General features: G+C 60.2%; 29 protein-coding genes. 1 reads left to right on the forward strand and 28 read right to left on the reverse strand.

The genetic code is table 11. From position 1 onward, the window contains the following. Positions 1–109 precede the first annotated feature (109 nt). Positions 110–1,267, forward strand: coding sequence for a S1C family serine protease (locus B9Z33_RS00495; RefSeq protein ID WP_108285100.1), 1,158 nt, complete (start codon positions 110–112; stop codon positions 1,265–1,267). Positions 1,268–1,345: 78 nt separating this feature from the next. On the opposite strand, the gene tatC is transcribed toward B9Z33_RS00495, so the two are convergent. From tatC to B9Z33_RS00635, 28 genes are all read right to left on the reverse strand, one after another. Further along, a complete protein-coding gene (gene tatC, locus B9Z33_RS00500; RefSeq protein ID WP_108285101.1) occupies positions 1,346–2,134 on the reverse strand; it encodes a twin-arginine translocase subunit TatC in 789 nt (262 codons plus the stop codon). 42 nt (positions 2,135–2,176) lie between these two features. Continuing rightward, complete coding sequence (tatB, locus tag B9Z33_RS00505) at positions 2,177–2,644, reverse strand: Sec-independent protein translocase protein TatB (RefSeq protein WP_108285102.1); 468 nt, start codon at positions 2,642–2,644, stop codon at positions 2,177–2,179. An 18-nt stretch (positions 2,645–2,662) separates the two neighbouring features. Continuing rightward, complete coding sequence (tatA, locus tag B9Z33_RS00510; RefSeq protein WP_108285103.1) at positions 2,663–2,899, reverse strand: Sec-independent protein translocase subunit TatA; 237 nt, start codon at positions 2,897–2,899, stop codon at positions 2,663–2,665. A 108-nt stretch (positions 2,900–3,007) separates the two neighbouring features. Then, a complete protein-coding gene (locus tag B9Z33_RS00515) occupies positions 3,008–3,364 on the reverse strand; it encodes a histidine triad nucleotide-binding protein (protein ID WP_108285104.1) in 357 nt (118 codons plus the stop codon). A gap of 24 nt (positions 3,365–3,388) precedes the next feature. After that, positions 3,389–3,751 (reverse strand): hypothetical protein, encoded by a 363-nt coding sequence (locus B9Z33_RS00520; protein WP_108285105.1) that lies wholly within the window; start codon positions 3,749–3,751, stop codon positions 3,389–3,391. A gap of 3 nt (positions 3,752–3,754) precedes the next feature. Next, a complete protein-coding gene (locus B9Z33_RS00525; RefSeq protein WP_108285106.1) occupies positions 3,755–4,132 on the reverse strand; it encodes a phosphoribosyl-ATP diphosphatase in 378 nt (125 codons plus the stop codon). Between the two features lie 4 nt (positions 4,133–4,136). Next, entirely contained in the window at positions 4,137–4,535 is a 399-nt protein-coding gene (hisI, locus tag B9Z33_RS00530) for a phosphoribosyl-AMP cyclohydrolase (protein WP_199220287.1), read from the reverse strand. Next, complete coding sequence (hisF, locus tag B9Z33_RS00535) at positions 4,529–5,329, reverse strand: imidazole glycerol phosphate synthase subunit HisF (RefSeq protein WP_090141676.1); 801 nt, start codon at positions 5,327–5,329, stop codon at positions 4,529–4,531. Before hisF ends, hisI begins: the two co-directional genes overlap by 7 nt. Positions 5,330–5,351: 22 nt before the next feature. Beyond that, complete coding sequence (locus tag B9Z33_RS00540; RefSeq protein WP_108285108.1) at positions 5,352–6,200, reverse strand: D-hexose-6-phosphate mutarotase; 849 nt, start codon at positions 6,198–6,200, stop codon at positions 5,352–5,354. A gap of 2 nt (positions 6,201–6,202) precedes the next feature. After that, positions 6,203–6,943, reverse strand: coding sequence for a 1-(5-phosphoribosyl)-5-[(5-phosphoribosylamino)methylideneamino]imidazole-4-carboxamide isomerase (gene hisA / locus B9Z33_RS00545; RefSeq protein WP_108285109.1), 741 nt, complete (start codon positions 6,941–6,943; stop codon positions 6,203–6,205). 46 nt (positions 6,944–6,989) lie between these two features. After that, on the reverse strand, positions 6,990–7,646 hold the full coding sequence (hisH, locus tag B9Z33_RS00550) for an imidazole glycerol phosphate synthase subunit HisH (RefSeq protein ID WP_108285110.1): 657 nt from the start codon (positions 7,644–7,646) through the stop codon (positions 6,990–6,992). Position 7,647: 1 nt separating this feature from the next. Continuing rightward, the gene (gene hisB / locus B9Z33_RS00555) at positions 7,648–8,238 is read right to left on the reverse strand and encodes an imidazoleglycerol-phosphate dehydratase HisB (protein ID WP_108285111.1); all 591 of its coding nucleotides are present in this window, start codon (positions 8,236–8,238) and stop codon (positions 7,648–7,650) included. Further along, positions 8,235–9,320, reverse strand: coding sequence for a histidinol-phosphate transaminase (gene hisC, locus B9Z33_RS00560; protein WP_108285112.1), 1,086 nt, complete (start codon positions 9,318–9,320; stop codon positions 8,235–8,237). Before hisC ends, hisB begins: the two co-directional genes overlap by 4 nt. Next, the gene (hisD, locus tag B9Z33_RS00565; protein WP_108285113.1) at positions 9,317–10,660 is read right to left on the reverse strand and encodes a histidinol dehydrogenase; all 1,344 of its coding nucleotides are present in this window, start codon (positions 10,658–10,660) and stop codon (positions 9,317–9,319) included. Before hisD ends, hisC begins: the two co-directional genes overlap by 4 nt. A 14-nt stretch (positions 10,661–10,674) precedes the next feature. Next, complete coding sequence (gene hisG / locus B9Z33_RS00570) at positions 10,675–11,316, reverse strand: ATP phosphoribosyltransferase (protein ID WP_108286050.1); 642 nt, start codon at positions 11,314–11,316, stop codon at positions 10,675–10,677. 32 nt (positions 11,317–11,348) lie between these two features. Continuing rightward, the gene (gene murA, locus B9Z33_RS00575) at positions 11,349–12,614 is read right to left on the reverse strand and encodes a UDP-N-acetylglucosamine 1-carboxyvinyltransferase (protein ID WP_108285114.1); all 1,266 of its coding nucleotides are present in this window, start codon (positions 12,612–12,614) and stop codon (positions 11,349–11,351) included. A 48-nt stretch (positions 12,615–12,662) separates the two neighbouring features. Then, entirely contained in the window at positions 12,663–12,905 is a 243-nt protein-coding gene (locus tag B9Z33_RS00580; RefSeq protein WP_108285115.1) for a BolA family protein, read from the reverse strand. 6 nt (positions 12,906–12,911) lie between these two features. Beyond that, complete coding sequence (locus tag B9Z33_RS00585) at positions 12,912–13,667, reverse strand: ABC transporter permease (RefSeq protein WP_108285116.1); 756 nt, start codon at positions 13,665–13,667, stop codon at positions 12,912–12,914. Further along, a complete protein-coding gene (locus B9Z33_RS00590; protein ID WP_108285117.1) occupies positions 13,664–14,599 on the reverse strand; it encodes an ABC transporter ATP-binding protein in 936 nt (311 codons plus the stop codon). The genes B9Z33_RS00585 and B9Z33_RS00590 overlap by 4 nt, the downstream gene beginning before the upstream one ends. A gap of 84 nt (positions 14,600–14,683) precedes the next feature. Continuing rightward, positions 14,684–14,959, reverse strand: coding sequence for a lipid asymmetry maintenance protein MlaB (locus B9Z33_RS00595; protein WP_108285118.1), 276 nt, complete (start codon positions 14,957–14,959; stop codon positions 14,684–14,686). Between the two features lie 11 nt (positions 14,960–14,970). Next, positions 14,971–15,624, reverse strand: coding sequence for a phospholipid-binding protein MlaC (locus B9Z33_RS00600; protein ID WP_199220256.1), 654 nt, complete (start codon positions 15,622–15,624; stop codon positions 14,971–14,973). Between the two features lie 79 nt (positions 15,625–15,703). After that, on the reverse strand, positions 15,704–16,435 hold the full coding sequence (locus B9Z33_RS00605) for a VacJ family lipoprotein (protein ID WP_108285119.1): 732 nt from the start codon (positions 16,433–16,435) through the stop codon (positions 15,704–15,706). Next, complete coding sequence (gene mlaD / locus B9Z33_RS00610; RefSeq protein WP_108285120.1) at positions 16,432–16,911, reverse strand: outer membrane lipid asymmetry maintenance protein MlaD; 480 nt, start codon at positions 16,909–16,911, stop codon at positions 16,432–16,434. The genes B9Z33_RS00605 and mlaD overlap by 4 nt, the downstream gene beginning before the upstream one ends. A 10-nt stretch (positions 16,912–16,921) precedes the next feature. Continuing rightward, positions 16,922–17,707, reverse strand: a complete 786-nt coding sequence (gene mlaE, locus B9Z33_RS00615) for a lipid asymmetry maintenance ABC transporter permease subunit MlaE (RefSeq protein WP_108285121.1) — start codon at positions 17,705–17,707, stop codon at positions 16,922–16,924. Continuing rightward, positions 17,704–18,519 carry an ABC transporter ATP-binding protein gene (locus B9Z33_RS00620; RefSeq protein ID WP_108285122.1) on the reverse strand — a complete coding sequence of 272 codons (816 nt, stop codon included), beginning with the start codon at positions 18,517–18,519 and terminating at the stop codon, positions 17,704–17,706. The genes mlaE and B9Z33_RS00620 overlap by 4 nt, the downstream gene beginning before the upstream one ends. Positions 18,520–18,622: 103 nt before the next feature. Continuing rightward, a complete protein-coding gene (locus B9Z33_RS00625; protein ID WP_108285123.1) occupies positions 18,623–20,104 on the reverse strand; it encodes a glutamate synthase subunit beta in 1,482 nt (493 codons plus the stop codon). Between the two features lie 29 nt (positions 20,105–20,133). Continuing rightward, a complete protein-coding gene (locus tag B9Z33_RS00630; RefSeq protein WP_108285124.1) occupies positions 20,134–24,825 on the reverse strand; it encodes a glutamate synthase-related protein in 4,692 nt (1,563 codons plus the stop codon). 133 nt (positions 24,826–24,958) lie between these two features. After that, positions 24,959–25,654 carry a transposase gene (locus tag B9Z33_RS00635; RefSeq protein ID WP_108285125.1) on the reverse strand — a complete coding sequence of 232 codons (696 nt, stop codon included), beginning with the start codon at positions 25,652–25,654 and terminating at the stop codon, positions 24,959–24,961. Between the last annotated feature and the right edge of the window lie 52 nt (positions 25,655–25,706).

Raw genomic sequence — 25,706 nt, forward strand, 5'->3', positions numbered from 1 at the left:
GGGGCTTTCTGTCTTGGGTTTGTATTGTGGCGCAAGGCCCACTGGCCTGGCGCAGCAACGGTTGTTAGCGCACCTGACGACAGCACCTGAATCAAGGACAATTCAAACCATGAAACGTTATTGGCTCCTCTTTTCTCAATGGGTGACGGTCTTGCTGGCCGCCTGGTTTGTGGTCGCAACCCTTCAGCCTGAATGGCTGCGCAGCGCACAGCGCTCGGCCGATGGCATGACTTTGCTGCAGGCCCCTGCCAGCTCGCCACTCAGCCGCCCGGCAGGCAGCCTGAGCGCACCGGCCAGACAAGCATCCCCCGCCGTGGTCAGCATCAACACCAGCAAAGCCAACAGCCCGAATGCCCAGAGCCAGGACCCGTGGTTCAAGTTTTTCTACGGTGAACAGGAAGAACAAAATCCGACGGGCTTGGGCAGCGGCGTCATCGTCAGCCCCGAAGGGCACATCCTGACCAACAACCACGTCATCGAAGACGCAGACGACATCGAAGTCGTGCTGGCCGATGGCCGCAAGGCGGCCGCCAAAGTCATTGGCACCGACCCCGACACCGATCTGGCCTTGCTCAAAATCACCCTCGACAAATTGCCGGTGATCGTTTTGGGCCAAACCCAAGAGCTGCAAGTCGGCGATGTGGTGCTGGCCATAGGCAACCCCTTTGGCGTGGGCCAAACCGTGACCTCAGGCATCGTCAGCGCCCTGGGCCGCAGCCAGTTGGGCATCAACACCTTCGAAAACTTCATCCAGACCGATGCCGCCATCAACCCCGGCAACTCGGGTGGCGCATTGGTCGACGTGAACGGCAACCTGATGGGCATCAACACGGCCATTTACTCGCGCTCGGGGGGCAGCATGGGCATTGGCTTTGCCATCCCGATCTCTACGGCCAAGCAGGTCATGCAGGATTTGCTGAAGAACGGCAAGGTCATCCGGGGCTGGATCGGGGTCGAGCCCCAAGACATGTCGCCTGAATTGGCCGAAAGTTTTCAACTGCCCAAATCGGGCAAGACCTTGCCAGCGGGCGTGGTGATCACAGGTGTGCTCAAAAATGGCCCTGCAGCCACCGCCGGCATTCGGCCTGGCGACGTGATCGTCAAAGTGGCGGGGCAGCCCGTGGGCAATGTGGCCGAGTTGTTGACCCAGGTCGCCAGCTTGAAACCCGGCGTGCCCGCTGAAGTCAATGTCTGGCGCCGTCAAGGCGAGGTCAATCTGCGCTTGACCCCTGCCGAGCGGCCAGCGGCCAACAAGTCGCGCAAGTAAAACCCATCTGGGGGCGCTACCCCTCTTCCACGAAAAAGAGGCCTCGCGGCCTCTTTTTTGTGGGTGTTTCAGAAGGCTTCAAGCCGCGTCTTCAGGTTCCTGCGGCGCCTGCGTGTGCTTGATGAACACTTGTGCAGCCCAAATGCCCAACTCGTAGAGCAGACACATGGGAATGGCCAGCGCCAACTGCGACACCACATCAGGCGGCGTGACCACAGCCGCGATCACAAACGCCAGCACCACAAAGTAGCCTCGAAACTCCTTGAGTTTTTGCACGCTGACCACGCCCATGCGGGCCAACACCACCACGGCCACAGGCACCTCAAAAGCCAAACCGAAGGCCAGGAACATGGTCAACACGAAGCTCAAATACGCCTCAATGTCTGGCGCAGCCGTGATGCTTTTAGGGGCAAAGCTTTGAATGAAACTGAACACCTGCCCAAAAACAAAGAAGTAGCAAAACGCCACGCCAATGAAAAACAGCACCGTGCTGGACACGACCAGCGGCATGACCAATTTCTTTTCATGGGCATACAGACCGGGCGCAATGAACGCCCACACCTGGTAGAGCACCACGGGCAAGGCGATCAAAAATGCCGCCATCATCAAAATCTTGAGGGGCACCATGAAAGGTGAAATCACCGATGTGGCGATCAAGGTTGCCCCTTTGGGCAAATGAACGATCAGGGGTGCGGCCAAAATGTCGTACAGATCTCCAGGCCCCGGGTAAATGGCCAATGCCACGGCGGCAAGGCCCACAGCCGCCACGGCCCAAATCAGTCGGTCGCGCAATTCAATCAAATGCGCGACGAACGGTTGCTCTGAACCGGCAAGTTCGTCTTCAGGCTTGGGATGGGAGTCGGACATGGCGAAGTGGGTTGGAAAGCGCGCACCGAGGGTGCAAAGCCATCACAGAGAATTGAAGGACTTGGGACGATAACGTGCAACACGCGCCGCCCCGGAAAGGGCCTTGGTGCGAACACCTGCGCGGGCTTTGTACCACTGAGGCATTGCACCGCGCTTGAGGCGCCAATTCTTGTCCGGGTTTTTATAAGTCGGCGGCGGTGCCTCGTAGGCAGGCAAGTCATGGGTCAAGCCCGCCGTGGTGTCTGCCCAGTCTTTTTCAAACTCCGAGGCGGTCGTCTGGACAGACTGCTCAACATCGCGAGCAGCCGACTCCATCGACTCTTTCATCTTCTTGAGCTCTTCCAGGTCCATGGACCGGTTGACCTCGGCCTTGACATCGGCCACATAGCGCTGCGCTTTGCCCAGCAAAGTGCCCAGGGTTCGGGCCACTTTGGGCAGCTTTTCGGGGCCGATGACGATCAACGCCACGACGCCGATCAGCGCCATCTTGGAAATGCCTAAATCAAGCACAGTGCAGCGTTCGGTTGATCAAGACTTGGTCTTGGCTTCAACGTCGATGGTGGTTTTTTCAGACTGCGCCGAAGAAGCCACCTGACCGGCAGCAGGAGCAGCCTCGTCGGGCTTGCCGCCGTCTTTCATGCCGTCTTTGAAGCCCTTGACCGCGCCACCCAGGTCAGAACCCATGTTCTTGAGCTTTTTGGTGCCAAAAACCATGACCACAATCAACAGCACGATCAGCCAGTGCCAAATGGAAAAGGAACCCATGAATATCTCCTAACGTAGGTGTTGGATTCTAAGCGGAGACGTCCCCCCGAATCGATCTGCCTTGATACAGCAAGGAATTGAGGCTTGCTGTCTTGTTTTCAAGTCGGGTTAGCCCCGAAGCCAGGGGCGTGGACCGCCCATGACGTGCATGTGCAGGTGGTGCACTTCCTGCCCGCCCTCTGTGCCGTTGTTGACCACGATGCGGAAGCCCCCATCGGGATACGGGTTGCAGCCCTCTTGCAAGGCCAGTTTAGGGGCGAGGGTCATCATGTGCCCCATCAAACCTGCATGCTCCGGCGCAAGTTGCGCCATCGACGGGATGTGGAGTTTGGGAATGATCAGAAAGTGGATCGGGGCCCAGGGCGCAATGTCATGAAAGGCGAACACGTGCTCGTCTTCGTGCACTTTGCGCGAGGGAATCTGGCCCGCGATGATTTTGCAAAAAATACAGTTGGCGTCGGTCATGGCTTGCTTGAATTTAAAAAGGGTTCAGTCGGTCACCGGGCGCTGCCCGTTCAGGCGCACCATGCCCAGCACGATGCGGTACAAAAACCAGATGGAAATAGCGACCCAGGCCAACCAGCCGGGGAGCAAAAAGAAAAACCAGAGCGGCACCGTCACCAGATAGAGCAAGGCAGCCCAGATCACGGTGCGGATGCGGTAGCTGAAATGCGTGGCCTCCCAGCCGGCGGTGTCGCCCTTCTTGACCAGGTCGATGATCAGCGCCACCACCAGCAAAGCCGGCCCCATCTGGGCACCCGGAACCACGGCACTGACGGCCACGATCAGGTGCAGGATGTAGCTGACCCAGCTGATGGTGTGGGTGCTGTCATCGATGGGTTGGTCGTTCATGCTTTATTCGCCCAAACGCTCACGCTCTTGCACTTTGCGCAGGGCTTTTTCTTCCAGGCCGCTCAAACCCTCACGGCGGGCCAGCTCGTTGACCACGTCGGCAGGCGTCAATCCATAGTGCGCCAGCGCGATCATGCTGTGGAACCACAAATCGGCCACTTCATAAACCAGCTTAGACGCATCGCCGCCGTGGTCTACGTCTTTGGCAGCCATCACGGTTTCGGTGGCTTCTTCGCCAATCTTCTTCAAAAAGGCGTCTGGGCCTTTGTGCAGCAAGCGGGCCACATAGCTTTTTTCGGGGTCACCGCCGTTGGCTACTTTGCGGGTTTCGATGATGGCGGCCAAACGGGCCAGCGTATCGGATGAATTGAGTGCGCTCATGGGCTTACTTGTAAATGGTTTCAGGGTCCTTCAGGACCGGGTCCACAGCCTGCCAGCCGTCGGGCTGCAAGCTCTGGAAAAAGCAACTGTGACGGCCCGTGTGGCAGGCAATGCCGGGCTCGTGCCCAAGTTGGGTGATTTTGAGCAGCACCACATCGTTGTCGCAATCGATGCGAATATCGTGCACCGTCTGCGCATGGCCCGACTCCTCGCCCTTGAACCACAGCTTGTTGCGCGAACGGCTGAAATACACCGCCCGCTTAAGTTCGGCCGTCTTTTGCAGCGCCTCGCGGTTCATCCAGGCGAACATCATCACGTCGCCAGTGTCTTTTTCTTGGGCGATCACAGGCACCAAGCCTTTGTCGTCCCATTTGATTTGATCGAGCCAGTTCATATTCACAATCTGACGGGTATGCCACGTTCACGCATCCGCTCTTTGGCTTGTTGCACGGTGTACTCACCGTAATGGAAAATGCTGGCGGCCAGCACGGCGTCGGCGCCGCCGATGCTCACGCCGTCGGCTAGGTGGTCGAGGTTGCCCACGCCGCCCGATGCGATCACGGGCACGCTAACTGCGTCGCTCACGGCGCGGGTCAGTTGCAGGTCAAAGCCGCTTTTGGTGCCGTCGCGGTCCATGCTGGTGAGCAGGATTTCGCCCGCGCCGTACTCGGCCATTTGCGTGGCCCAGGCCACCGCGTCCAAGCCCACGTTTTTGCGTCCACCGTGGCTGTACACGTCCCAGCCAGGGCCCATGGGCAGACCGTGGGTGCCGATGCGCTGCTCGTCTTCGGCGCTGCGGCGTTTGGCGTCGATGGCCACCACGATGCATTGCGCACCGTATTTGGCAGACGCTTCGCGGATGACTTGCGGGTTGGCAATGGCGGCCGAGTTGAAGCTGGTTTTGTCAGCCCCGGCGTTGAGCAAGCGGCGCACGTCTTCAACAGTGCGCACACCGCCGCCCACAGTTAGCGGAATGAAGACTTGGCTGGCCACGGCTTCGATGATGTGCAGGATCACGTCGCGGCCGTCGCTGGTGGCGGTGATGTCGAGGAAGGTGAGTTCGTCTGCACCTTGCTCGTTGTAGCGGGCCGCGATTTCGACCGGGTCTCCGGCGTCGCGCAGTTCGACAAAGTTGACGCCCTTGACCACGCGACCGCCGGTCACGTCAAGGCAGGGAATGATGCGTTTGGCCAGCATGGGAAGCTATCTTTTCAAAAAATCAGAGCACGCGCAGGCGCTGTGCGCCCTGCCAGAAATCACCGGGCGCAATGCAAACCGGTTCATACACCTGCGCCGCTTCGACGCACAGCATGTGTTGCCAGCCATCGGCAGGCATGTCGGCCAGTGCGGCACATTTGGCGGCACCCGGGTTCCAGACTACGGTCTGGGACCAGTCCATGTCTTGCTCAATCGACAGGGAGTGTGGGCCATCTTGCAGTTCATAGCCTTGCGGGGCAGCGGAGTAGACACGGTCAAACTCGCCGACAAAGCGCAGCTCAGGCGCTGCGGTGGCATGGCGGTCTTTGACCGCATCCCATTCGGCTTGGCCGCCCAAACCCAACAATTTGGCTTGCGCCACATCGCTGACCGCGAAATAGGTGTGCAGCGCCCCGGTGAAACTGAGCGGCTTGCTGTCGGTGTTGCGCACCGCCAAGTCCACCTGCAGTGCACCGGGCGTCAATTCGATCAGCAACAGCGCTTCAAAGGCCTGGTCCCACCACTGGCGCGTGGCGGCGCTGTCGCTCAGCGCCAGCACCAGATGGGCTTTGTCGCCTTCCAGTCGTGCAGGCTTTGCGGTCCACGAGACATTGCGCGCAAAGCCATGTTTGGGCAGATCACCGCGTTGGTTGAATTGGGGAAAGCACACCGGCATGCCACCCCGGATGGCGGCATGGCCATCGTTGCGGCTTTGGGGACTCAGATAAAGGCGTTCGCGGCCATCGGCCACCCAGGACAGCACATGGGCACCATGGTGCGCGACCACCACACGGTCGCCACCCGGCAGCTGCAATTCGGTGGCAGGCCAACCTGCAAAAACAAGTTCGCGGCAGGTGGCCCCGGTGGTCATGTTCAGCCGTTCAGTTCGTCGGCGCGTTGCTGGGCCAGAGCGAAGTCGAGGTCGCCGGAATACACCGCACGGCCACAGATCACGCCTTCAACGCCTTCGTCTTCGACAGCGCACAACTGCTCGATGTCGGCCATGTTCGACAGGCCGCCCGAGGCGATGACGGGGATGGTGAGGGCTTGGGCCAGTTTGACGGTGGCGTCGATGTTGATGCCGCTCAGCATGCCGTCACGGCCGATGTCGGTGTAGATGATGGACTCAACGCCCCAGTCTTCGAACTTTTTGGCCAGGTCCACCACCTCGTGGCCCGTGAGCTTGCTCCAGCCGTCGGTGGCCACTTTGCCGTCTTTGGCGTCCAGGCCCACGATGATGTGGCCACCAAACGCGGTGCAGGCGTCTTTCAAGAAGCCGGGGTTCTTGACGGCTGCGGTGCCGATGATGACGTAGCGCAGGCCGCTGTCGATGTATTTTTCAATCGTGTCCAGATCGCGGATGCCGCCGCCCAGCTGCACCGGAATGTCGTCGCCCACGGCCTTGAGGATGGACTTGATGGCGTTGAAGTTTTGCGGCTTGCCTGCAAAAGCACCATTCAGATCCACCAGGTGCAGACGGCGTGCGCCTTTTTCGAGCCAGGTGCGGGCCATGGCGGCCGGGTCTTCACCGAAGGTCGTGGCTTGGTCCATATCGCCTTGCTTGAGGCGAACGCAGTGGCCGTCTTTGAGGTCAATGGCGGGGATCAGAATCATGGCGAATTAAAAAGCTGTTGAAAGAACAAACGGCAGTGAAAACCACTCAAGGCTGCCAGTGGAGGAAATTGCGGAACAAGGCCAAGCCCTGGGCCGCGCTTTTTTCAGGGTGAAACTGGGTGGCAAAAATGTTGTCACGGGCAATGGCGCAGGCAAAGCGGCCGCCGTAATCGGTTTCGGCCGCGCTGTGCGCCGGGTTGGCGACCTGCGCATAAAAGCTGTGTACAAAATAATACCAGCTGCCATCGTCAATGCCCTGCCACAGGGCGTGTGCAGGCCGGGCTTGCCAGACTTGGTTCCAGCCCATTTGCGGCACTTTGTAGCGGGTGCCGTCGGGCTGAATTTGCCCAGCCAGCTCGAACTTGACGACACGGCCGGGGATCAAGCCCAAGCCGGGCGTGTCGCCTTCGTCGCTGTGGTCCAGCAGCATTTGCATGCCCACACACACGCCAAACAGAGGCTTGCTGGCGGCGGCTTCGAGCACGGCGTCCATCAGGCCCGACTCGCGCAGCTCGCGCATGCAATCGGGCATGGCGCCCTGCCCTGGCAAGACCACGCGGTGCGCATCGCGCACGACTTGCGGGTCGGATGTGACCGTCACTTCGGCATGGTCCACGCTGGAGGCCGCATGGATCACCGCCTGCGCCACCGAGCGCAGGTTGCCCATGCCGTAGTCCACCACTGCAACGCGATTGACGCTCATGTCAGAGGCTGCCTTTGGTGGAAGGGATCACACCGATCGAGCGAGGATCGAGTTCGAGCGCCGCACGAACAGCCCGTGCAAACGCCTTGAAGATGGTCTCACACTGGTGGTGCGCATTCACGCCCTTGAGGTTGTCGATGTGCAGCGTGCACAGCGCGTGGTTCACAAAGCCTTGGAAGAACTCGTACACCAGCTGGGTGTCGAGCGCGCCCAGCGAGCCCGAAGTGAAGTTCACGTCCATGTGCAGGCCGGGGCGACCCGAAAAGTCCACCACCACGCGGCTCAAGGCTTCGTCGAGCGGTACATAGGCGTGGCCATAACGGCGGATGCCTTTTTTGTCGCCCATGGCCTGCGCAAAGGCCTGGCCCAAGGTGATGCCAATGTCTTCGACCGTGTGGTGGCCGTCGATGTGCAGGTCGCCTTCGCAAGCGATGTCCAGATCGATCAGGCCGTGGCGCGCGATCTGGTCGAGCATGTGGTCCAGAAAACCGATGCCGCTGGCCAGCTTGGCCTGGCCTGTGCCGTCCAGGTTGATGGCGACGCGGATGTTCGTCTCGGCCGTCTTGCGGGTGACGTTTGCTGAGCGGTTCATAAAGAGACTTTCAAAGCGGCGAGGAGTTGGTCGTTTTCTGCGGCGGTGCCCACCGTTAAGCGCAAGCAGTTGGCAAGCAGTGGGTGCATTTTAGAAACGTTCTTAATCAGCACTTTGTGGGCCTTCAGACCGTCAAAGGTTTTGGCCGCATCGGGCACGCGGGCCAGGATCATGTTGGCTTCGCTGGGGAAAGGCTGCACGCCGGGCAAGGCGGCCAGCTCTTTCAAGAGGCGGGCACGCTGCTCGCGCAGGTCTTTTGCTTGCGCGGCAAACACTTCGGCATGCTCCAGCGCGAACAGGGCGCACTCGTAATTGAGCACGCTGATGTTGTAGGGCGGGCGCACTTTGTCGATCTCGGCCACCAAGGCCTTGGGGCCCACCATGTAGCCCAGGCGCACACCGGCCAGGCCAAACTTGCTGAGCGTGCGCATGAGCAAAACGTGCGCATGGCGCGTGATGCGGTCCATGTAGGTCTTGCTGGCAAAGGGCTGGTAGGCCTCGTCCATGACCACCAAACCACCTTGCGCGCCTTGGGCCAGCACGATCTTCTCAATCGTGTCGTCGTTCCAGAGGTTGCCGGTGGGGTTGTTGGGGTAAGCCAGATAGACGATGGACGGCTTGTGCTCGGCAATGGTGGCCAGCATGGCGGCTTCGTCAAGTTCAAAGTCGGCCGTGAGCGGGACGCCGTGAAAGGCCAAGCCTTGCAGTTGGGCGCTCATGGCGTACATCACAAAGCCGGGCAGCGGGGCCAGGATGGACGCACCGGGCACGTCGCAGGCCATGGCCAACAGCGAGATCAACTCGTCTGAGCCATTGCCCAGCATGATGTCGAAGCCTTCGGGCATGCCCGCATGCTCGGCCAGGGCTGTGCGCAGGTCGTTCACGCGGCCATCGGGGTAGCGGTTGAGCGCCAATGCGCCCAGGCGCTCGCCCAAAGCCTTTTGCAAATCGGCGGGCAGACGGTGTGGGTTCTCCATCGCGTCGAGCTTGACCATGCCCACCGAGTCCTGGATGGCGTAGGCGTGCATGGACTGCACGTCTTGGCGGATGCGTTGCATGAGTTGGGGACTGACGTGGCTCATTTCGGGTCTCGCATCGGGGGCACAGGGTTCAAACGGAGTTCAGCGGCGCGGGCGTGGGCTTGCAGGCCTTCGCCATAGGCCAGCTCGGCGGCGATGCGGCCCAAGGGCTGCGCACCTGCTTCGCTCACCTCGATCAGGCTGCTGCGTTTTTGAAAGTCATACACGCCCAGCGGCGACGAAAAGCGCGCTGTGCCGCTGGTGGGCAGCACGTGGTTGGGGCCAGCGCAGTAGTCGCCCAGCGATTCGCTGGTGAACGCGCCCAAAAAGATCGCACCCGCGTGGCGCAGCAGCGGCTCCCAGCGGTGCGGGTCGCGGCTCGACACCTCCAGGTGCTCAGGCGCGATGCGGTTGCTGATGGCGCAGGCTTCTTCCATGTTGCGCGTCAGAATCAAAGCGCCCCGGTCATTCAGGCTCTTGGCGATGATGTCGCGCCGCGGCATCTCGGGCAGCAAGCGGTCAATGGCAGCTTGCACCTCTGCGATGTAAGCCGCATCGGGGCACAGCAAAATGCTTTGCGCCAGTTCGTCGTGTTCGGCCTGGCTGAACAGATCCATCGCCACCCATTCGGCGGGCGTGCTGCCATCGGCCAAGACCAAAATTTCTGAGGGGCCCGCGATCATGTCGATGCCCACGGTGCCGAACACACGCTTTTTGGCGCTGGCTACATAGGCGTTGCCGGGGCCGGTGATCTTGTCCACCTTGGGGATGGTGGCGGTGCCATAGGCCAAAGCCGCAACGGCTTGAGCGCCGCCCACCGTGAAGGCCCGGCTCACGCCGGCCACACAGGCGGCGGCCAGCACCAGCGGGTTGCGCACGCCTTGAGGCGTGGGCACGACCATGATGATCTCTTGCACGCCCGCCACATGGGCGGGCAGAGCGTTCATCAACACCGACGACGGGTAAGCGGCTTTGCCACCGGGCACATAGATGCCCACGCGGTCGAGTGGCGTGACTTTTTGGCCCAGCAAGGTGCCGTCTTCGTCGCGGTAGCTCCAGCTCTCGCCGGAGGCTTTTTTCTGCGCTTCGTGGTACTGGCGCACACGGCTTGCTGCGGCTTGAAGGGCTTCACGCTGCACGGCGGGCAAGCTGCCCAAAGCGGCTTGCAACTCAGCTTGGGTGATCTCCAGTGCCTTCACGTCGGCAGCTTGCAGTCCGTCAAAGCGCTGGGTGTACTCGAGCACCGCCGCATCGCCACGTTGTTGCACATCGGCCAGGATGTCGGCCACGCGCTGCTCGATGGCGGCATCGGTGTCGGCAGACCAATGCAGGCGGGCCGCAAAGGCCGCTTCAAAACCGGCGTCGGCCGTGTTCAGTTGCAATGGTTTGGCTTGGAGGCCCATAGATTCCATGTCTTTCAGTCTTTTTTCACCGCGCCCGCGAAGGCATCGATGATGGCGCGGATCGGCGCTTGTTTGAGCTTGAGCGCAGCCTGGTTGACCACCAAGCGCGAGCTGATGTCCATGATGCGTTCGACTTCGACCAAATGGTTGGCCTTGAGCGTGTTGCCGGTCGACACCAAATCGACGATGGCATCGGCCAAGCCGGTGAGCGGCGCCAGCTCCATGCTGCCGTAGAGCTTGATCAGATCAACGTGCACGCCCTTGGTCGCAAAAAAGTCGCGCGCAATCGCGGTGTATTTGGTCGCCACTTTCAGGCGCGAACCGGTGCGCACCGCGCTGGCGTAGTCGTAGTCAGCGCGCACGGCCACGCTCATGCGGCATTTGGCAATGTTCAGGTCGAGTGGCTGGTACAGGCCCTGGCCGCCGTGCTCGATCAGCGTGTCCAAGCCCGTCACACCCAAATCGGCGCCACCGTATTCCACATAGGTGGGCACGTCGCTGGCGCGCACCAGCACCACGCGCACGTTGGCCTGGTTGGTGGGCAAAATCAGCTTGCGCGATTTTTCGGGGTCTTCAAGCACCTCGATGCCTGCGGCTTGGAGCAGCGGCAGGGTTTCGTCAAAGATGCGTCCTTTGGACAGGGCCAGTGTGATCATGTTCGTTTCAGCCAGGGCTTGCGCCCCGAGGTTCATTGGATGCGTTCGATGTCCGCGCCGACGGCGCGCAATTTGGCTTCCATGCGGTCATAGCCGCGGTCCAGGTGGTAGATGCGGTCGACAATGGTTTCGCCTTCGGCCACCAAACCGGCGATCACCAAGCTGGCAGACGCCCGCAGGTCCGTCGCCATCACGGTCGCCCCCGAGAGTTTTTCCACGCCTTCGATCACCGACACCTTGCCGTCGATCTGGATGTGTGCGCCCAGGCGCACCAGCTCGTTGACGTGCATGAAGCGGTTTTCAAAAATGGTCTCGGTCACCTTACTCGCTCCCTGCGCAATGCAGTTGAGCGCCATGAACTGCGCCTGCATGTCGGTCGGAAAGCCCGGGTATTCGGTGGTGCGAAAGCTCTGGGCCTTCAGGCGCCCTTCGGACTTCACGCGGATGAAGCCTTCACCGGCTTCGATCGTGGCCCCGGCCTCGCGCAGTTTGTCGATGACGGCATCCAAGTGGTCAGCGCGACCGTGGCGCAACACCACGTCGCCACCCGTGGCCGCCACCGCACACAAGAACGTGCCCGCCTCGATGCGGTCGGCCACCACCTGATGCTGGCCGCCGTGCAGGCGCTCCACGCCCTGGATGCGGATCTTGCTGGTGCCATGGCCTTCGATCTTGGCACCCATGGCGATGAGCATTTCGGCCAGATCGGTGATCTCTGGTTCTTGGGCTGCGTTCTCCAGAACGGTCTCGCCCTCGGCCAAAGCAGCAGCCATCATGAAGTTCTCGGTGCCCGTCACCGTGACCATGTCGGTGGTGATGTGTGCGCCCTTCAGGCGGGTGCGGCCGGCTGGCAAACTGGCCAGCATGTAACCGTGGTCCACCGTGATTTCAGCACCCATGGCTTGCAGGCCTTTGATGTGCTGGTCTACAGGTCGGGAACCGATGGCGCATCCACCGGGCAGCGAGACTTTGGCTTGGCCAAAGCGGGCCAGCAAAGGACCCAGTGCCAGCACCGAGGCGCGCATGGTTTTCACCAGCTCATAAGGCGCTTCAGGGTTGTTCAGGCCACCGGCGTCAAGTGTGACGCGGCCGTCTTCGTGGTGCTCGGCCGTCACGCCCATGTTGCGGATCAGCTTGAGCATGGTGGACACGTCTTGTAGACGGGGCACATTGTGCAGGGTCACGGGCTCTGCACTCAGCAAAGCCGCACACAGTTCGGGCAAGGCTGCGTTTTTGGCACCTGCGACATCGAGTGTGCCTTGCAGGCGCTTGCCGCCGCGAATTTTCAGTTTGTCCATGGGTCAGCTCAGTGTGCTTTTTGGCGAAGGCTCAAATGGGGGAAGCGTTCAGTTCGCTTGCGCAGACCATTCGGCAGGCGTGTAGGTTTTCATCGACAAGGCATGCACTTCGTCGGTGTGCATTTTTTGGCCCAGCGTGGCGTACACCCGCTGATGACGCGCAATGGGGCGCATGCCAGCAAAGGCCTCTGACACCACCACGGCGCTCCAGTGGCGGCCATCGCCCTCCACGGTGAGGTGGGTGCAGTCGAGGCCTGCGGCAATGATGGCTTGAAGTTGCTCTGCGTTCATGGGGGTTCAGCTCCGGATTTTGTAGCCGGTGCGCAAAAGATAAAGGGTCAGGCTGCTGATGAGCGCCAAAGCAGTGCCAACCACGGCCAGACTGATCCAGGGAGAGACATCGCTTTGACCAAAGAAGCCGTAGCGGAAACCGTCAATCATGTAGAAAAACGGGTTCAAGTGACTGAGCTTTTGCCAAAACGGCGGCAGCGAATGGATGGAATAAAACACACCTGACAAAAACGTCATGGGCATGATGATGAAATTCTGAAAAGCGGCCATTTGGTCGAACTTTTCAGCCCACAAACCGGCAATCACACCCAGTGCCCCCATCATGGCTGCGCCCATGACAGCAAAGGCCAAAATCCAAAGCGGGTAGACAAAGCTGATGTTGACCATCCAGCCCGTGATGACAAACACGCCCAAACCCACCGCCAAACCTCGCACCACAGACGAGCCCACATAGGCCACAAACCAGCTGCGGTGCGACAAAGGCGTGAGCAGTAAAAACACCAAGCTGCCCATGATCTTGCTTTGCACCAGGCTGGATGAGCTGTTGGCAAACGCGTTTTGCAACACGCCCATCATGATCAAGCCAGGCAACAAAAACGAGGTGTAAGGCACTTGGTCATAGACCTTGACATGGTCTTCGAGCACATGGCCAAAGATGAGCATGTAGAGCACCGATGTGAGCACGGGCGCGGCCACAGTCTGGAAAGCGACTTTCCAGAAACGCAGGACTTCCTTGTAGAGCAATGTTTGCCAACCTGTCATGCTGGAGCTCCAGTCTGGGGTTGCTTGCGGTTCATGACTTCAAGGAAGACATCTTCGAGATCGGCTTGGCGAATTTCAACGTCTTCGGCCACCAGGCCTGCGGTGCGGATGGTGGCCAAGTGGTTTTCGATCTCAACCGCGTTGTGCACAGGTAACTGCACGATGCGGCCTGTGACTCGGGCGATCGCTGCGACCGCAGGCGGCAACTCGCCATCGAGCTTGAAGCGCAACACCTGGCTGGTGGCCGAACGCAGCAGGTCTGAGGTGCGCTCCAAAGCCAACAACTGACCGCGCTTGAGCATGGCGATGCGACCGCACAGGGCTTCAGCTTCTTCGAGGTAATGTGTGGTCAGCAAGACAGTGTGGCCTTGCTTGTTGAGTTTGGCGATGAAGGCCCACAGAGTCTGGCGCAGCTCGACATCGACCCCGGCGGTGGGCTCGTCGAGGACGATCACGCGGGGTTTGTGCACCAAGGCTTGCGCCACCAGTACCCGGCGCTTCATGCCACCCGAGAGCTGTCGCATGTTGGCGTTAGCCTTGTCGGCCAGTCCCAAGCTGTCCAGCAGCTCGTCGATCCAGGCGTCGTTGTTCTTGACACCGAAATAGCCCGACTGAATGCGCAAAGATTCACGCACGGTGAAAAATGGGTCAAACACCAGCTCTTGCGGCACCACGCCCAACAAGCGGCGCGCGGCGGCGTAATCGGTTTGCACATCGTGGCCGTGCACCAGCACACGCCCTTGCGTTGGGCGGGACAGGCCAGCCAAGGTGCTGATCAAGGTGGTTTTGCCAGCGCCATTTGGGCCCAGCAGGCCAAAAAATTCGCCCTCCTGAACGTCAAAGCTCACTTGGTCGAGTGCTTTGAACGCGGCTGCGCCAGCCTGCTTGGCAGGGTAGCTTTTGGAGACGGATTGAAAAGAGAGCGCAGACATGGGAGACGTCTATTTTAAGTGCTGGCCTGCAGACACCCTGCAGAGGCAGGGCAATCAGGGCAAAAAGACCCTGAAATAAGACTTTCAGGATGGCAAAAGCAGTTCAAGCACGCCGTACAAGCTGGCCAATTGGTGCAAACGGGCGGGCATGCCGGTCACCTGCAGTGTGCCCTTTTGCGCCACAACGACGCGTCGCAAACCCAGCAAGACCGCCAAAGCCGAGGAATCAAATTCGACAAGTTCCGAAGCATCTACTTCGACGGCCGAGGTCGTTTCCAGCGCCAATTGGGCCTCCCATTGAGCCAGACAGGCGTTGGCCTGTTCGTGCAACAAGGTATGGGGTAACTTCAGTGCGCTCATGTGGGTGGCGCTCAAGAGGCCTTGGCATTTGTCTTGTTGCGTGCGGCCAAACTGGCGATCAACGCGTCGATGCCGCCAGCATTGATTTCTTTGGTGAACTGCGTGCGGTAGTTTTCGACCAACCAGACGCCGAGGACATTCAGGTCAAAAATCATCCAGCCCGCGCCCTCACCGGGTGTTTTCTCAAGGCGGTAATCCAGCTGGATCGGATCGCCCTTGCCGCGCACTTCGGTGTTGACCACCAGATTTTTGTCTTCTTGGCCTGCGCGCAGGGGCTTGACCACCACCACCTGATCGCTGACCTGGCTGAGCGCCCCCGCATAAGTGCGCACCAGCAAGATCTTGAATTCGTCTTGCAGGCGTTTTTGCTGCTCGGGTGTGGCTTTGCGCCAAGCCGGTCCCGTCGCCAAAGCGGTCATGCGGCGGAAGTTCACATGCGGCATCAGCTTGGTGTCGACCAACTGAATGATTTTGGTCACATCGCCGTTGCGCAAGCTCTTGTCGGCCTTGATGGTGTCCAGCGTCTCGTTGGTGATGCGCTTGATGAATGCCTCGGGGGCCTCGTCAGCAGCCCAGGCAGGCGCCACAGCACCGCACAGTGCCAAAGCACTTGCGGCGGTCAAAAAATGGCGACGGTTCAAGGGCAAGACGGACATGTTTTTCATGGGGTAACTATACGGTCAACACGCCAAGCGCTTGTCAACAACTGTAACGAGCACGCAGCCTGGTTTCATCTGATTCGATTCAAGGCGCTTCGGATTCGGTGTAATCAAAAGTCGATGGCGGATTGCCGTCGTGCACATCGTTTTCACGCTTTTGCAAATACCCATCGCGCACAAATGTGTACGGGTCCAAAGCCGCAGCCTTGATGACATCGATCGATTCGAGCAGCCCCGAACGGACATCCATCACGCGGGTGGCCGACAGGACATTGCGGGTTGCAGGATCATTGAATTGCTGAACCACGTCACCTTTGATGTCCAGCGGCGTAGCCAAGGTGTCACGCAAGGTAGAAGGCCCCAAAATTGGCAACACGATATAAGGGCCGGGCTTGACGCCCCAACGCCCCAAGGTCTGGCCAAAATCTTCTTTGCGCTTTTCAAGTCGCATTTCGGTGGCCACATCCAGCACGCCCCCCAAACCCAAAAACGTGTTCACGGTGATGCGCATGAAGGTTTCAACTGTGGCTTGGCCTTTCAATTGCAAGGCGCTGTTGGCCATAGTCCACACATCGCCCAGGTTGCCCAAGAAGTTGTGGATGCCCGTGCGGACCGGGCTGGGCAGCACCGCCTTGTATGCCTTGGCGGCAGGCTTGATGGCGGCGGTGTCCAGCGCTTCGTTGAAGTTGTAAACGCTTCGGTTCATCGACTCCCAGGGGTCACGCGCATCGGGATGCGGAACACTCGCGCAGCCTTGCAGAACCAGCACCGTCACGCCAACGCACAGCATGCAGATTTTTCGAACAAAGAGACTCATGGTTTTTGACCTTCTGGCGCTGTTTTTTCGGCCTTGCTGTACAAAAATTGACTGATCAGGTTTTCCAGGATCACCGCCGACTGGGTGGAACCGATCTTGTCGCCTGCCACCAGATTTTTCTCATCGGCCCCGGGCGACACGTCCAGGTATTGCTCACCGAGCAATCCACTGGTCAGGATTTTCAGCGAGCTGTCTTGCGGGAAAGCGTGCTGGGACTGCAAAGCCAATGTCACTTTGGCCTGGAACGACTCACCGTCGAACTCGATCTTTTTCACTCGGCCCACCACGACACCGGCGCTTTTGACCGCCGCACCGGGCTTGAGGCCACCGATGTTGTCGAACTTGGCCGTGACGGCGTAGTCTGAACTGAAATTCAGTGTCAACAAATTGGCCGATTTGAGCGCCAGGAAAAGCACCGCGACGGCACCGACCAACACAAACAAACCCACCCACACATCATTTTTTGAACGTTGCATGCCGTCCTCCTCAAATGCTGAACATCATCGCGGTCAGGATGAAATCCAGCCCCAATACCGACAAAGAAGAAACCACCACACTGCGGGTGGTGGCACTGGCCACACCCTCAGGCGTGGGCTTGGCCACATACCCTTGCAGCAAGGCAATGAAAGTCACGGCGACGGCAAACACCACACTTTTGATGATGCCGTTGCCCACGTCTTTGAAGACATCCACACCGCCTTGCATCTGGCTCCAAAACGAGCCTGCATCGACGCCAATGAGCAAAACGCCCACCACATAACCGCCGAAGATGCCCACCGCACTGAACACCGCCGCCAGCAAAGGCAAGGCGATGATGCCCCCCCAAAAACGCGGGGCCAGAATGCGCTGAACCGGATCAACGGCCATCATCTCCAGCGCCGTGAGTTGCTCGCCTGCACGCATGAGACCGATCTCGGCCGTGAGCGATGCCCCGGCCCGACCGGCATAAAGCAAAGCCGCCACCACCGGCCCGAGTTCGCGCACCAGGCTCAGCGCCACCAACAGCCCCAGCGCCTCGGCCGAACCATAACGCTGCAAGGTGTAGTAGCCCTGCAAACTCAGCACAAAGCCGACAAACAGGCCCGACACGGTGATGATGGCCAGCGAGTAGTTGCCCAAAAAGTGCACCTGATCTCGCACCAAGCCAAAGCGCTTGAGCGCTGCACCGGACATGCCCAACAATTTAAAGAACAGGCGGGCACCAAAGCCCCAATCGGCCAGCATCTGGCGGGTAGTGGCCCCCAAAGCGGCCAACAAGTTGATGGGGTTCATGCCGCCCTCCGGTCATAGTCCTGCTCAGCTGCTGGGGCCGGGTAATGGAAGGGCACAGGCCCATCGCTGAGCGCATGCACAAACTGGTGGATCAGCGGGTCAGCGCTGGCACGCAGTTCAGCGGGCGTGCCTTGTGCGGCCACACCGCCATTGGCCAGAATCACCACATGGTCGGCAATCTCGAAGGTTTCGGTCACGTCGTGCGACACCACCACGCTGGTGATGCCCAAGCTGTCGTTCAGGCGGCGAATCAAGCGCGCCGCCGTGCCCAGCGAAATCGGGTCCAAGCCGGCAAATGGCTCGTCGTACATGATCAGGTCAGGGTCAAGGGCAATGGCACGGGCCAAGGCCACGCGGCGGCTCATGCCCCCGGAAATTTCTGATGGGCGCAGATCACGCGCACCGCGCAAACCCACCGCATCCAGCTTCATCAGCACGATGTCTCGGATCAGGTCTTCCGACAAAGCCGTGTGCTCACGCAAAGGGAACGCCACGTTGTCGAACACACTCATGTCGGTGAACAAAGCACCAAACTGGAACAGCATGCCCATGCGGCGGCGGGCGGCGTAAAGCTCGGCCTGGCGCATGGTGGTGATGTCTTTGCCATCCACCAGCAACTGCCCTTGACCGGCACGGATCTGGCCCCCAATCAAGCGCAGCACCGTGGTCTTGCCACCACCCGACACCCCCATCAAGGCCGTGACTTTCCCACGCGGCACATTGAAGCTGAGGTTCTTCAAAATGACACGGTCCCCGTACCCAAAGGTCAGGTCTTTCAGTTCAACGAGTGAGGATGGGATGGATGTGCTCATGAAAGACAAAAGCCGGGCAAACCGGCTTTTGTGATGGTCTATGGCGCAGATTAACGGTTCGTCAATCTGTGCACTTGAGGGATTTTACCTAGAACTTTGGAAATCAACGCGGCAGGTCGCTCGCGCCCATCAGGAACTCGTCCACGGCCCGTGCGGCCTGTCGACCTTCGCGGATCGCCCAGACGACCAGCGACTGGCCACGGCGCATGTCACCGGCGGCAAACACCTTGTTCACGTTGGTGGCATAGCCGCCTGTGAAGTCGGTGCTGGCCTTGGCGTTGCCACGGGCGTCTTTGTCGATGCCAAAGGCGTCGAGCACGGTGGCGACCGGGTTGGTGAAACCCATGGCCAGCAACACCATGTCGGCTTTGTATTCCTTCTCGGTGCCGGGCACTTCGACCATCTTGCCGTCTTTGAACTCGACGTGCACGGTTTTCAGACCCGTGAGCTTGCCCTTTTCACCGATGAACTCTTTGGTGGAAATGGCGAACTCGCGCTGCAACAGGCCTTTTTCGGCGCTCTCGTCGTGGCTGGAGCTGGTGCGCAGCTTCATGGGCCAGTACGGCCAGATCATCGCCTTGTTTTCTTTTTCAGGCGGCTCGGGCATCACCTCGAACTGGGTCACGCTAACCGCGCCGTGACGTGTGCTGGTGCCCACGCAGTCGCTGCCGGTGTCGCCGCCGCCGATCACGATGACGTTTTTGCCGTCAGCGCGCAATTGGCCTTTGAGCTTGTCGCCCGCATTGACCTTGTTTTGCTGGGGCAGGAACTCCATCGCAAAGTGCACACCGTCCAGCTCGCGGCCAGGCACGGGCAGGTCACGCGACTGCTCGGAGCCACCGGTCAGCAGCACCGCGTCAAAGTCTTTCTTGAGCTGTTCGGCGCTGATGGTTTCTTTGGCCCAGTTGGTGACCTTGGAATCCTTGGGCCACTCACCCACCAGCACGCTGGTGCGGATGGTCACGCCTTCGGCTTCGAGCTGCTTGACGCGGCGGTCGATGTGCGTCTTTTCCATCTTGAAGTCAGGAATGCCATAGCGCAGCAGGCCGCCGACGCGGTCGTTCTTTTCGAACAAGGTCACGTCGTGACCTGCGCGGGCCAGCTGCTGTGCCGCGGCCAGACCTGCGGGGCCTGCGCCGATCACCGCAACTTTTTTGCCGGTCTTGACTTTGGCAGGTCGGGGCGTGACCCAGCCCTCGGCCCAAGCGCGGTCGATGATGGCGTGCTCGATCGACTTGATGCCCACGGCATCGTCATTGAAGTTGACCACGCAAGCCGCCTCGCAAGGTGCGGGGCAGATGCGGCCGGTGAACTCGGGGAAGTTGTTGGTGCTGTGCAGCACCTCGATCGCGTTCTTCCAGTCGCCGTGGTACACGAGGTCGTTGAAGTCCGGAATGATGTTGTTGACGGGGCAGCCGTTGTTGCAAAACGGTGTGCCGCAGTCCATGCAACGCGCCGCTTGTGTTTTCGACTGCTCTTCGGTCAGACCGATCACGAATTCGCCGTAATTTTTCAGGCGCTCGTTGACAGGCTTGTAGCCTTCTTCGATGCGCTCAAATTCCATGAAGCCTGTGATTTTTCCCATGATGTTTCCTTCGATTCTTGACGTTGGACTCAGGCAGCAACAGGCTTGGCAGCCTTGGCAGCTTTCTTGGCGTTGATCTCGCCCAGAGCACGCTTGTATTCGTTCGGGAACACCTTCACGAACTTGGCACGGGCTGTGGCCCAGTTGTCCAGCAACTCGCGGGCGCGCTGGCTGCCGGTCCACTTGTGATGGTCTTCCAGCAATTTTTTGAGCTGCACTTCGTCGGCCAAGTCGCGGTGCCACACATTGCGGTCCACTTGCGCTTCTTGCTCGGCGGCCGTGAGCACCTTTTCCATGCTGACCATCGCCGTGTTGCAGCGTGAAGCGAACTCGCCGTCTTCGTCGTAGACATAGGCGATACCGCCGCTCATGCCCGCACCGAAGTTGCGGCCGGTCTTGCCCAGCACAGCCACGGTGCCGCCGGTCATGTATTCACAACCGTGGTCGCCCGTGCCTTCCACCACCGCGGTGGCACCCGACAGGCGCACCGCGAATCGCTCGCCGGCCACACCAGCAAAGAAGGCTTCACCGGTGGTTGCGCCGTACATGACGGTGTTGCCCACGATGATGTTTTGTGCTGCTGCGCCACGGAATTCCAGGCTGGGGCGCACCACCACGCGACCGCCCGACAAACCTTTGCCGGTGTAATCGTTGGCTTCGCCGATCAGGTACAGCGTGATGCCCTTGGCCAGGAACGCACCGAAGGACTGACCGCCCGTTCCTTCCAGTTGGATACGCAGGGTGTCGTCAGGCAAACCCTCGGGGTGCACCTTGGTCACTGCACCGGACAACATGGCACCGACCGAGCGGTTCACGTTGCGGGCCACTTCCATGAACTGCACTTTTTCGCCCTTGTCGATGGCGGCGCGGCTCTTGGCGATCAGCACGTTGTCCAAGGCTTTTTCGAGGCCGTGGTCTTGTGTGTCCACATGGCGCACGGCCACAGTGGAGGCGACCTGAGGCACGGCCAACAGGCGACCAAAGTCAAGACCCTTGGCTTTCCAGTGTTCCACACCGCTCTTCATGTCGAGCAGGTCGGCACGGCCCACCAGATCGTCAAACTTGGCAATGCCCAGCTGGGCCATGATCTGGCGCACTTCTTCGGCGATGAAGAAGAAGTAGTTCACGACATGCTCAGGCTTGCCGGTGAACTTTTTGCGCAGATCGGGGTCTTGTGTGGCCACGCCCACAGGGCAGGTGTTCAGATGGCATTTGCGCATCATGATGCAGCCTTCAACCACCAGCGGTGCGGTGGCGAAGCCGAATTCATCAGCGCCGAGCAATGCGCCGATGGCGACGTCACGGCCGGTCTTCATCTGACCGTCGGCCTGCACGCGGATGCGACCGCGCAAGCCGTTGAGCACCAAGGTTTGCTGGGTTTCGGCCAGACCGATTTCCCATGGCGAGCCTGCGTGCTTGACCGAGGACCAAGGCGAAGCGCCCGTGCCGCCGTCGTGACCGGCGATCACGACGTGGTCGGCCTTGCACTTGGCCACACCGGCAGCGATGGTGCCGACGCCGATTTCAGACACGAGCTTCACGCTGATGTCGCTGTGGGGTGCCACGTTCTTCAGATCGTGGATCAGCTGGGCCAAGTCCTCGATGGAGTAGATGTCGTGGTGCGGCGGTGGCGAGATCAGACCCACACCTGGCACCGAATGGCGCAGCTTGCCGATGTAGTCGGACACTTTGCCGCCGGGCAACTGACCGCCTTCACCAGGCTTGGCACCCTGGGCCATCTTGATCTGGATCTGGTCGGCGCTGGACAGGTATTCGGCGGTGACACCGAAGCGGCCCGAAGCGACTTGCTTGATGCGCGAACGCAGCGAGTCACCGGCTTGCAAAGGCAAGTCGACCTCGACGTTTTCGGCACCGATCACGCTCTTGAGCGAATCGCCAACCTTGATCGGGATGCCCTTGAGTTCGTTGCGGTAACGCGCCGAGTCTTCACCGCCTTCGCCGGTGTTGCTCTTGCCGCCGATGCGGTTCATGGCCACAGCCAGGGTGGCGTGCGCTTCGGTCGAAATGGAGCCCAGCGACATCGCACCGGTGGCGAAACGTTTGACGATGTCAGCCGCAGACTCGACCTGCTCCAGCGGGATGGCTTTGGACGGGTCGATCTTGAACTCGAACAGACCGCGCAGCGTCATGTGGCGCTTGCTCTGGTCGTTGATGATCTGCGCGTATTCCTTGTAGGTGCTGAAGTTGTTGGCACGGGTGGAGTGCTGCAACTTGGCAATCGCGTCAGGGGTCCACATGTGTTCTTCGCCACGGGCGCGCCAGGCGTATTCCCCGCCTGCGTCCAGCATGGTGGCCAGCACCGGGTCGTCGCCAAAGGCAGCGGTGTGCATGCGGAAGGCTTCTTCGGCGATTTCGAACACGCCAATACCGCCCACACGGCTGGAGGTGCCGGTGAAGTACTTGTTGATGGTTTCGGTGTTGATGCCGATGGCTTCGAACAACTGCGCACCGCAATACGACATGTAGGTCGACACACCCATCTTGGACATGATCTTGGACAGGCCCTTGCCGATCGCCTTGATGTAGTTGTAGATGGCTTTCTCGGCCGACAGGTCGCCGGGCAACTCTTTGTGCAGCGCGGCCAGGGTTTCCATCGCCAGGTAGGGGTGCACGGCTTCGGCACCGTAACCGGCCAGCACGGCAAAGTGGTGCACTTCGCGGGCGGTACCGGTTTCAACCACCAGACCCGCGGTGGTGCGCAGGCCTTCGGTCACCAGGTGCTGGTGGATGGCCGACAGCGCCAGCAGCGCGGGCACAGCCACCTGGGTGGCGTTCACGCCACGGTCGCTGATGATCAGGATGTTGTGGCCGCCTTTAATGGCGTCCACGGCTTCAGCGCACAGCGAGGCCAGCTTGGCTTCCACGCCTTCGCGGCCCCACATCGCGGGGTAGGTGATGTCCAGCGTGGCACTCTTGAACTTGCCCTTGGTGGCTTGCTCGATGTTGCGCAGCTTGGCCATGTCGGCGAAGTCCAGGATGGGCTGGCTGACTTCCAGACGCATCGGTGGGTTGACCTGGTTGATGTCCAGCAGGTTCGGCTTGGGGCCGATGAAGGACACCAGCGACATCACGATCGCTTCGCGGATCGGGTCAATCGGGGGGTTGGTCACTTGCGCGAACAACTGCTTGAAGTAGTTGTAGAGCGGCTTGTTCTTGTCAGACAACACGGCCAGCGGGCTGTCGTTGCCCATGGAGCCAATGGCTTCTTCACCGGCAGACGCCATGGGGGCCAGCAAGAACTTGATGTCTTCTTGCGTGGTGCCGAAGGCTTGTTGCAGGTCGAGCAAGGCCACATCGGATGCGGGTGCCACGGTGGCTTCGGCCACGTCATCGAGCTTGATGCGCAGGTTTTCGATCCACTGCTTGTAGGGCTTGGCACTGGCCAGACCGGCTTTCAACTCTTCGTCGTTGATCATGCGGCCTTGTTCCAGATCGATCAGGAACATCTTGCCGGGCTGCAGACGCCACTTGCGCACGATCTTGCTTTCGGGGATCGGCAGCACGCCGGTTTCCGAGCCCATGATGACCATGTCGTCGTCGGTGATGATGTAGCGCGAAGGGCGCAGGCCGTTGCGGTCCAGGGTGGCGCCGATCTGGCGGCCGTCGGTGAACACGATCGAGGCGGGACCATCCCATGGCTCCAGCATCGCAGCGTGGTATTCATAGAAGGCCTTGCGGCGCTCGTCCATCGTGGTGTGCTGTTCCCATGGCTCGGGAATCATCATCATCACGGCCTGGCTGATGGGGTAGCCCGCCATCGTCAGCAGTTCCAGGCAGTTGTCAAAGGTGGCGGTGTCGGACTGACCGGCGAAGCTGATGGGGTAGAGCTTTTGCAGGTCGGCAGCCAGCACGGGCGAAGACATGACGCCTTCGCGGGCCTTCATCCAGTTGTAGTTTCCCTTGACGGTGTTGATCTCGCCGTTGTGGGCCACATAGCGGTAGGGGTGAGCCAGTGGCCACTCGGGGAAGGTGTTGGTGGAGAAACGCTGGTGCACCAGGCCCAGGGCCGAGACGCAACGCTCGTCTTGCAGGTCCAGGTAATAAGTGCCAACCTGGTCGGCCAGCAGCAAGCCCTTGTAGACCGCGGTGCGGCTGGACATGCTGGGGATGTAGTACTCGTTGCTGTGCGTCAGCTGAAGCGCCTGGATGGCGGCGCTGGCGGTCTTGCGGATCACGTACAGCTTGCGCTCCAGAGCGTCTTGCACGATCACATCGGCGCCACGGCCAATGAAGATCTGGCGCATGACCGGCTCTTTTTCGCGCACGGTGGGCGACATGGGCATGTCGCGGTTCACCGGCACATCGCGCCAGCCCAAAACCACCTGGCCTTCGGCCTTGACGGCGCGTTCCAGCTCTTGCTCGCAAGCCATGCGGGAAGCATGTTCTTTGGGCAAGAACACCATGCCCACGCCGTATTCACCAAACGGCGGCAAAGCCACACCCTGCCTGGCCATCTCGTCGCGGTACAGCGCATCGGGCAACTGGATCAGGATACCGGCACCGTCGCCCATGAGCGCGTCCGCACCCACAGCACCCCGGTGGTCCAGGTTTTCAAGAATCTTCAGGGCCTGCGTCACGATGGCGTGGCTCTTTTGACCTTTGATGTGGGCCACGAAGCCCACACCGCAAGCATCGTGCTCGTTGGCCGGGTCATACAGACCGGTCGATTGGAAATGTTCTTTGTCGGATGCCGTGGTCATGGCGCACTCCTAAGGGTTTTTACGCGGATCGAGGAGTGTAGTGCACTGCAGCATCCATGCCAAACTTTTTAATTGGGGTCAGATCCCAATTAATTTCGATTTTTCTCAGGCTTTAAATTAATTGGGGACAGGTTCAATCTGCCGTCTTTTTGAATGGTCGCCCAGCCTTGCCCGGCACGAGCCGTCTCGACGTGGACTGCTGCAAATCATCCACAAAATCGGCCGACCCCAGAGCCCAGCCCGACAGGGCGGTTTGGGTCAGTTGGTCTTTCTCGGACTGCGCCAAACCGGTCTGAACCAGCCCGGCATAAGCGACCTCGCGGGCAAATGGTGTGTTGCCCAGGCCCCAAAACAGGGCGTGAGGCGTCACCAACTTGTCGCTCACCTGCCCAATACAGTGCCTGTGGCTGGACCACTTGAAGTCGGCCGGCTGCGCCACCATGCCTGCCCGCACCGGGTTCAGGTCGATGTAGACCATGCACGCCAAAAGATAGCGCTCACTCTCAATCAGATTACTGCGGTAGCGCCCTTCCCACAAAGTGCCGCTGCGATGGTGCCGCAAATTGAAGTAGCGCACATAGGCCCGACCCACGGCCTGCATCATCTGCGGCAGACCCTCGTCGGTTTCAGGCGTGACCAGCAAATGGAAGTGGTTGTCCATGATCACGTAAGCATGGATGGCCACCTTGAAGGTCTGCGCATGCTCTTGCCACAGCGCCAGCAAACGCTCGCGGTCCACGTCATCGCGCACGATGGGCTGGCGGTCGTTGCCGCGCTGGATGACATGGTGCGGATAACCGGCAACGGTGAGGCGGGGCTGGCGGGCCATGGGAGCTCCTGAGTGAGAGCAGAAGTTTAATTGGGATCTGACCCCAATTAAA

It is taken from the genome of Limnohabitans sp. T6-20 (assembly GCF_003063505.1).
GTDB lineage: Bacteria > Pseudomonadota > Gammaproteobacteria > Burkholderiales > Burkholderiaceae_C > Limnohabitans_A.